At 59.7% G+C, this 7,547-nt stretch carries 10 protein-coding genes; 6 read left to right on the top strand and 4 right to left on the bottom strand.

The genetic code is table 11. The features are described from left to right. Positions 1 to 228 precede the first annotated feature (228 nt). Together R5H23_RS16280 and R5H23_RS16275 are read left to right on the top strand one after the other, a co-directional pair. Positions 229 to 885, top strand: coding sequence for a hypothetical protein (locus R5H23_RS16280; protein WP_317216069.1), 657 nt, complete (start codon positions 229 to 231; stop codon positions 883 to 885). 92 nt (positions 886 to 977) lie between these two features. Beyond that, the gene (locus R5H23_RS16275) at positions 978 to 1,199 is read left to right on the top strand and encodes a hypothetical protein (protein WP_211514212.1); all 222 of its coding nucleotides are present in this window, start codon (positions 978 to 980) and stop codon (positions 1,197 to 1,199) included. Between the two features lie 161 nt (positions 1,200 to 1,360). Here the strand turns inward: R5H23_RS16275 and R5H23_RS16270 are convergent, their stop codons facing one another. The 4 genes from R5H23_RS16270 to R5H23_RS16255 all read right to left on the bottom strand — a co-directional run bounded on the left by R5H23_RS16270 (position 1,361) and on the right by R5H23_RS16255 (position 4,606). After that, positions 1,361 to 2,005: a hypothetical protein gene (locus tag R5H23_RS16270; protein WP_317216067.1), complete on the bottom strand. Its 645-nt coding sequence runs from the start codon at positions 2,003 to 2,005 to the stop codon at positions 1,361 to 1,363. Then, positions 2,002 to 2,826 (bottom strand): hypothetical protein, encoded by an 825-nt coding sequence (locus tag R5H23_RS16265; protein WP_317216066.1) that lies wholly within the window; start codon positions 2,824 to 2,826, stop codon positions 2,002 to 2,004. Before R5H23_RS16265 ends, R5H23_RS16270 begins: the two co-directional genes overlap by 4 nt. Continuing rightward, positions 2,823 to 3,632 carry a hypothetical protein gene (locus R5H23_RS16260; protein ID WP_317216064.1) on the bottom strand — a complete coding sequence of 270 codons (810 nt, stop codon included), beginning with the start codon at positions 3,630 to 3,632 and terminating at the stop codon, positions 2,823 to 2,825. Before R5H23_RS16260 ends, R5H23_RS16265 begins: the two co-directional genes overlap by 4 nt. A 92-nt stretch (positions 3,633 to 3,724) precedes the next feature. Further along, a complete protein-coding gene (locus R5H23_RS16255) occupies positions 3,725 to 4,606 on the bottom strand; it encodes a hypothetical protein (RefSeq protein WP_317216062.1) in 882 nt (293 codons plus the stop codon). A gap of 293 nt (positions 4,607 to 4,899) precedes the next feature. On the opposite strand from R5H23_RS16255, the gene R5H23_RS16250 reads away from it, so the two are divergent. The 4 genes from R5H23_RS16250 to mobF form a co-directional block, all read left to right on the top strand. Further along, on the top strand, positions 4,900 to 5,151 hold the full coding sequence (locus R5H23_RS16250) for a type II toxin-antitoxin system prevent-host-death family antitoxin (RefSeq protein ID WP_317216060.1): 252 nt from the start codon (positions 4,900 to 4,902) through the stop codon (positions 5,149 to 5,151). A gap of 2 nt (positions 5,152 to 5,153) precedes the next feature. Beyond that, on the top strand, positions 5,154 to 5,567 hold the full coding sequence (locus tag R5H23_RS16245; protein WP_317216059.1) for a hypothetical protein: 414 nt from the start codon (positions 5,154 to 5,156) through the stop codon (positions 5,565 to 5,567). 81 nt (positions 5,568 to 5,648) lie between these two features. Next, positions 5,649 to 5,927, top strand: a complete 279-nt coding sequence (locus R5H23_RS16240; protein ID WP_317216058.1) for a hypothetical protein — start codon at positions 5,649 to 5,651, stop codon at positions 5,925 to 5,927. Continuing rightward, positions 5,924 to 7,547 (top strand): MobF family relaxase (mobF, locus tag R5H23_RS16235; protein WP_317216056.1); only part of this gene is annotated, 1,624 nt, incomplete at its 3' end. The genes R5H23_RS16240 and mobF, both read left to right, overlap by 4 nt.

Below are 7,547 nucleotides of genomic sequence, written 5' to 3'. Positions count from 1 at the left end.
ATGGGTCTAGGAAAACGACAGGTATTCATGAAGTAATCAAGAAATCTTTTTACTTGTCATGCAAAAATAAAGCGCGTTTTATGGCGGTTTTCTCATTTTTTCTCTTGCAGTAAAAGGCCGGGAAGGCTATCTTTTACTTGTCGAGAGGGATTGGCCCTCAAGACAAAGCGCCCCGAACGGTGTTTGCACCACCGAACGGGACTTCGCTAGACTAGAAAGGGTATTTTCATGTCCGACGCATCCAACACAATGTCCCAGAACGCTTCTCAGGGCAACTATTCCCCCGCCGCTGTTCGCCGCTTCAGTGAAGCACAACGCCGCACCAAGGCTCTTGCCGCGCCGTCTCTGGCCGACATTCTCCGTCTCGTTCCGTCTGACGACCAGATGGCAAAAATCGTGCTGGCGTTCGGTGTCGAAGCCGGTGACGTTGACGAGCTGACCGGGGCAGGGTCCAACATGGTGCGCGAGCAATACGAGCTAATGTTTCCCATCCTCGTGACCTATATCCGGGGCGAGCAGAATTTCAACGGTCTGCGGATGCACCTTGACCGCGTGGTGGATGGTCTCATCCGTTCCGCCTATGGCGCCGCGAACTTCTATGAAAACCGCCGTATGATCGCCAAGGATGCCGCAGACAGCTACGCCAACGGCGACCGCGACGAAGACCGCATGGGCGTGGACGGTGCAGATAACCGCGTGGACGGTTTGCGCCGCATCGCCGCCGAGAACGGCGCGAAGGCTTACGCGCTGTCCTGCGTCGCTTCCGGCGCGTGTGCCGCTTATGAGGAACTGATGGGTCAGGCATGGAAGCCTTACACCCGCGACAATGGCCGCAGCCTCTCCCGTGACGTCGCCGCCGTTCAGGCCGACGCCATGGGCTTCTAAGTCAAGCCCACCGCGCCCACAGGGCGCGGCCTCTTCCTGTCCCTCTGCACATCGAAGAGCGACCGGCCCCGCCCGGTCGTGGAGCCTGTCCCATGTCTCACGCACTCGCCCCCTATGTCCCCGACGCCAGCGCCAAGAGCCTCCCCCTGAGACGGCTGGAGCACCTTGCGCGTGGCTTTGCCATCGCGGATGCCCTCATGACCTTTCTGGAAAATACCCGGTTCGATTCCAGCATTGAGAAGGCCGCAGAAGACGCGCGCGCCGCTGGTGCCACCCCTGACGAGATCCGGGCTGCCTCGAACGGCCTCGCCTGATCGGCCTCGGCCAGGTCCACACATGCAAAAGGCGGCTCCCCTGGGAGCCGCCTTTTTTGTTGTCCGGTCAGACCGCGCCAAAATGGACACAACCGCGCAAGCGCGGCTGTGAAGTATGCTGCGTCAGGGCTTCGCCCTGGAGCCGGTGCGTAAGAGCCCGCTCAGGACTTCGGCAGGATCGGCGGCGGGACGATCTGACACCACGATGCGCCCTTCGTGTCGAACGCCTGATGTTCCTCGCAATAACGGCCGACCCGCGCCGCATAACCGTCATATGTATAGCCAGAGGCAAAGCCGAGGCCAATGAGGACCGCACCGGCCAGTGTCATCCGCACATACGCGCGCCATCGCGCTTCCTTGTAAAACTGGCGCTCATGCGTCGGAATTTCCGTCCGCAACTGGTCGAAAACTTCCTTGCGCAGCTCCGAGGTCACGCCGGAGACGATCCGCCCGAGCGTGGCCTGCAATTCGCGGTCTCGAAACAGTTCCTGTTTCTCGACATTCCGTTCCGCGACTTCCCCCAGTTTTTCGACCTGTCGACGACTTTCGATAAACTGGTCCCGCAGAGTGTTTTTTTCCTGCTTGGACATCTCGAGGATCTCGCGAGCCTCGGCTCTGAAATTCTGCATTTCAGAGGCGCATGACAGCACAACCCGCGCAAAAGCATCCATGCCTTTGCGTTGGGCTCGGATCCACCGCCCAAGGGGAGAATGTTCATCAATGCCGTCAAGCCGGGCCGCTTCTTCCATCAACCGACCCGCCTCGGCCAGTCCGTCAAAAGTCGCCTTGTCTGTGAGCTCACTCATGTCGTCAGGACCTCAGTATCGTACAGCGTAATCTTCCGAAGCCCCGTCCCGGTGCCTTGGTCAGTGGTCCAGCTCCGGACATGCGATGCACGAATGAGCAGCTGCATGCACATGAACGGCGTGGCTTCATGGAGCAGGTCATTGGCCAAGGACTGGAAAAGCTCCCAGTCTTTGGACGAGAACAGAGACACATCCTGAGGGAAGGCCTGTTCAGGATTATTTTTGTAGAGCGGGGAGGGCATCGCCCCGAAATGGCCCATCAGAGCCGCTGCGTCCTTCGGGCTTGCCTCAACATCAAACGCCGTCAGAGCCTCGGGAGGAAGATCGGGCTGATTGGCGTAGTGACTTTCATCGCCAAAGAAGAGTGGCGTGTCCGGTGGAGCGCAGTCATCCCGTAGATCGAACGTCAACGAGACTGGATAGACTGTCGCCATGGGCCTGCCATGGATTTTCATGCGCGGACGATAGTCTGCATAATGCAACATCCCGCGCTGCCCTGACTGATCCGCAATCACCAGAAATCCACAGCGGGTCGGCACGCTGTTTTTTCGAAGCGGCGGAAGCCGCTCCGTTCCATTGGGTTCCCACTCCCAGAACGATACCCCCACCGGAAACCGGATGGTGGAGAGGGAGCGGATGGTGACGCCGAGATCGGTCACATCAAGATGCTCAGCTTCCCCCACCGCATTGTAACAGACGAAGTGTTGCTCTCCGTCAGCGAGGAGGTCGAGAAATCTTCGGTTGCCAATCCCTCCAAAGGGATTGGCGCCTGTTTTCAGCCGGTCGAGCAGATCCGGCTCGGATTTGCGGCTCCTTCTCATGGCAGCCAGTCTTCGATGCCCGCATCCGAGATGTTTTCCTCGATTTTCTCCAGCCAGTTTTTGACAAGCCACTGACGCATCGGGCCGAGGGGCGTTCCGTCCTGTCCCGGCTTACCCGCGGCGGCGTCATGGAAAGTCAGGCCACTCGCCAGCACTTCTTTCATGCAGGATAGCTTTGGAATCCGCAGAAATTCTGTTTCCATCCCCGCCACGTTCATAAGGCGCTCATCGTTCATGATCGGGTTGAAAATAGTGTCCGGCTTATGCCCGGCTGGAACGGTCCATTCGTTGAGGACGATGATGCCACGGCGGGGCCGGAACTGGCCGCTGGCCCACAGCTTTTCAAGATAGGCGATGTCACCGGGCTGGGAGCCACACATGAACAGGCCTGTGACCGGAACACCGACGGCATCCGCCGCACCGATGATGTCATCTTCGGCGGCCCATTCCTCCAAGGTTCTGTCACCACCCCCAATGTCGATTAGCAGAGATGATTTGCGCATCGCCGCTTCGTTGAAGCTGTTGGCAAACCACTCTTTCAGGTGGCCGGCTTCCTCGTTTGACGGGCAAGGAAGCCCGTGAGTTTTATAAATCTCCTTGAACAGGGAAATGCCGGGGTTACGAACATCTCCGTCCCCCAGAAGAAGAGGCCGCCCCTGAAAAATGGCCCGCTCCGCAAGCGGAGCGAGGCAAGTCGTTCCACCGAGATTTCCGCGTCCGGCTTTGATCAGGGAGCGCAGTTCGAGAGACTTCGTAATGGCCTCGTGAAGCTCAGGCGCTGAAAGGCGTTTTGGTTTTCCGGTCACATTGGATTCCTGATATTGAATGATCCGCCAGAGACGGCTCGATCATTTTCCCAGATCCTGTTGTGAGTGCAGACAGCGCAGGTGGGCGCGGATTAGCGTCCGATCTTCATTTTCAAAAGACAGAACATCGCTTTAAGAGGTTTACTCCGTTCGCGCGGGGGGATGACCTCAATCATGGGTAGGCAGGCAAGTGCCCATTCCCGGTCTCTGTCAAAGAAGGATCGGCGCGGCAGACCCGGCATCTGCTCGAAGTCGAGTTTGCCCTCGGGAGTTCGCCCAGACGCATCAAGCGGCATGAGGGCTTCAAGTGGCAGATCCTTCGGCATTCCTGCGGGACGTGGACCAACATAGGGCGGTGGCAAAGGAATATCCTGATCCTTGCCATAGCGTGGAGCCTGTTTTCTCATGACAACGAACTCGGCCACCTGCCCGATTTGCACGGCAGGAGCGGCCTGACGTTCTTCTGACGGGGCGGCTTCACTCCGTACGTCTGAGGTCGTTTCGGGATAGAGGACTGAGCGACTGCGATCGCGGGCGTCCTGTAATTGCCTTTCCCGCAGATCCGCATCGGCTTCCGCCACGCGACGGTTCAGCGTGTCCCGTCCTTCAGCATCATGCTGCTTTTGTGCCTGAGAGGTAGCGCGGGCTGCGGCACGAGCCGCAGAAGCCTTGTTGCGGGCGTCTTCCTGTGCGCTGTGCATGGCACTGACAGCTTTACGAACACGATACCACGTACTGCGGACCGTGGCAGGCTTCGGCGGCTCCCCGTTCACGTTCATCAGACCAGCGGATTCCGCTGCTTCGCTCATCTTCTGCCAGCGGACTTTCTTACCTGTGATGGCCTTCGACATCGCCTCGTAATTGTTCGTCATCCACTGGTACAGCGGCGAGTGCGCCCATGTTCCGCGCTGACAGCCCAGCAATGCGGTGAACATTGCGCCGTCGGTTCCCCCCATCGCCATCGCTGCACTCATGTCTACGTCCTTCCTCGTTGAGCTACGCCTAGCACCAGCCTCACATCGTGTCAAAGATCGTGCTGTCATCGCTGCGCAGTCGTTCAATGATCGGGGCAAGATCGTTGCAGGTTTTTTCTTTTTCCATATACAAATGCACCCTTTCGGGTGCGGTCCCTGCGGGACCACCAGGCAACCGGATCAGGGGGCGCTCTTCGATGCTTTTGAGAGGGTGCTTTTCGTAATGCTGTAATTGATGTATATCATGTCAAAGACAGCAATGATGTATGTCCAGCCGAGACGAGAGCCCGACCATGCGTACCTTTTCAACCAGTGATCTGTCCCGGAAATCGGGAGACATTATCGCCAGCGCGCTCCAGGGGCCGATCGCCATCAGCCAGCGCGGAAAGCCCCGTCTGGTGGTGTTGAGTGTCGAGCAGTACGAGTCTCTCAGACAGTCGCAGCCCGACCGCCGCGTGTCTGGAGCAACGGCCGAGATGCCCGCCGATCTGGCGGAGGATGTCACGCAGGCCATTGATGCGTTTCTGTCTCCGGACCAGCGCTGACCGTGAGCGCCGTGTTCGAGCCCGGTACGGTTCTGCACTACCCCTATCTGTGGCACTGGCAGGATGCACAGGGCGAGACAGAGGGGCGCAAGGACCGGCCAGTTGCCGTAGCCGTGCTGTTTGTTGGCCGGGATGGTCAGGACTATGTTCTGCTGCTGCCTCTCACCACGCAGAAGCCAGCGGAGGGACGACAGGCCGTCGAGATCCCGGCCACAGAGAAGCCGCGTGCGGCGCTCGATCAGAACCGCAGTCAATGGCTCATGCTAGATGAGTACAATCTCGATCCGGTCAAAGGCTCGTACTACCTCCGGCAGTCTGCCGTGACAGGGCAGTTCAGCAAGGCGTTCATGCGGACGGTTCTGGAGCAGTTTCGCGGCTTGTTCCTGCAGGCAAAGCGTGTGGCCCGCCATCCCTGACGCAGTCTGCTGACCCCGCCACCCGCACTCACAATACAGGATGGGAGAATGCCTCTTTCAGTAAGAAGGAGCTGACCATCCGTGTCTGACGTCGAAGACTTTACGCTGCCTCGCCCCCTGACGGGGCAGAGCCAGTTTGAACTGCTTGTCATGACCCGTCTCAACCAGTTCGGGGAAATGCTCGCCCAGATCCATCAGCTGGTCAGTCCGCCTGATACGCCACAGGACGGAGAAGGCCTGCACGAGGTCATGGTGCGCATGGCGAACGCATTGGACCGTCAGGGCAGTGTCCTGGAGCAGCTTTGTGAACAGGTTGCGAGGCTTGAGCGCGGGAGCGGTGAGGCAGCCGAGCAGGCATGATCACTTACCGCAAGCTTTCTGCGGCCGGGGCCGGGAAGCTCATCGTCGCCTATCTTCGCGAGCATCAGCTTGAGCCGGAAAAGGATGTTCGGTTCGAGCGGAATGGCGAGAAGAGCCAGTTCGAAACCGGTGATCGCCTGAACTCATATTATACCGGACGCGATGCCCGCGGGAGCTGGGCCCCCGATATGAGCGAACGGATTGCCAGCGAGCTGGGCATCGATGTGACGAAGCGTCCGACAGATGAGGCTCTTGCACGTCTCTTCGAGGGCAAGCGTGCCGACACGGGAGAGAAATGGGCCGGCAATCATGCAAACCGGGAGATTTCCGGGATTGATTTCACGGCCGCCCCCGACAAGAGCGTCACCCTTGCAGCAGAGTTCGCCTCGACGAAAGCCGAGCAGGCCCTCATTTGGGCGGCGATCCACCAGGCGAATGACCGTGCCATGGCGTTCATTGCCAAGGAGGTCGGGATCGCGCGGCGCGGAAAGGGTGGCGTGTCGTTTAACGAAGGCGGCGATGTCGGCTGGGTGTCCTTCCGGCACTACACGGCACGGCCGGTCCTGAAAATCCAGGATGGTGCACAAGGCCCCACGGCGGCGGTGGAAGTTCCGGTGCCAGGGGATCCGCAGGCGCATATCCATAATATCATGTTCAACGCGGTCGCCACGGAGAGCGGGCATCTGGGCTCTCTGGACACCAAGCGCGTGACCCGGATGACGTCGCATATGTTTGGCGGATACTTCCAGGCAGAGCTTGCATCAGAGCTTCGCAAGCTGGGTATCCGGGTGGACGTGGATGCTCGCGGTAAGGCTGTCGTTCTGAACGGCATCCCCGAAGAAGCCCGCGAGCTCTTTTCGAAGCGGAGCAAACAGGCCGAGCGCATGGCCAAAGCCTTCGTCAAACGGCAGGGCGGTGACTGGAAGGCCATGAGTGCCGAGCAGAAGTTCAAGATCCTGCATCAGGCCAATCTGACCTACCGGTCGAACAAATATACCGGACGCAATGAGCGGGACATCTGGCGGGAAGAAGCCGATGAGATCGGCTGGCACCACGACACGGTTCTGACCGATGAGAAGACAGTTCTGCTGTCCCAGAAGGAGCGTTTCGAGAAGGCTTATGGGATCGCGGCCAAAATGCTGGCTGACGAATTTCGGACGGCGGCTGTCGTCGACCGGGATGCCTTCCGCACTCATGCCGCGCACGGTCTCATTGCGTCCGGCATTGAGGGGATGGAGGACGTGGAGCGGGTTGCTGACCTGATTCAGGAGCGCGGCATTGAGATTAATGGCAAACAGGTCCGCTTCCTTGCACGCGAACAGGACGGCCGCCTCCGGGTCGCGACAAGCGCCCAGATCGCGCTCGAAAAGGACATGGCCCGTCTTGCCGGCCTGTCGGCGCGCACGCGGGACGGCGCGCTCAGTGACGAGCAGATCGCCGCAGCCGTCGCCCGGTCGGGTCTCGACTTCACGCGCGAGCCGGCCCACGGCGCCGCGCAGCTTGCGGCCATCAATGCGCTTGGTCAGGCGGGCGGCCTGGGCTTCCTGATCGGTGTCGCCGGCTCCGGCAAAACGACACTTCTGAAGCCTCTGGTCGACGCCTGGCAGGAGGATGGTCGTA

Origin of the sequence: Gluconobacter sp. GP1 (genome assembly GCF_032913585.1) — a bacterium.
Classification (GTDB): Bacteria; Pseudomonadota; Alphaproteobacteria; order Acetobacterales; family Acetobacteraceae; genus Gluconobacter; species Gluconobacter cerinus.
The sequence above is the reverse complement of the archived record's forward strand: the minus strand, read 5'-3'. Positions and strand labels throughout refer to the sequence as shown.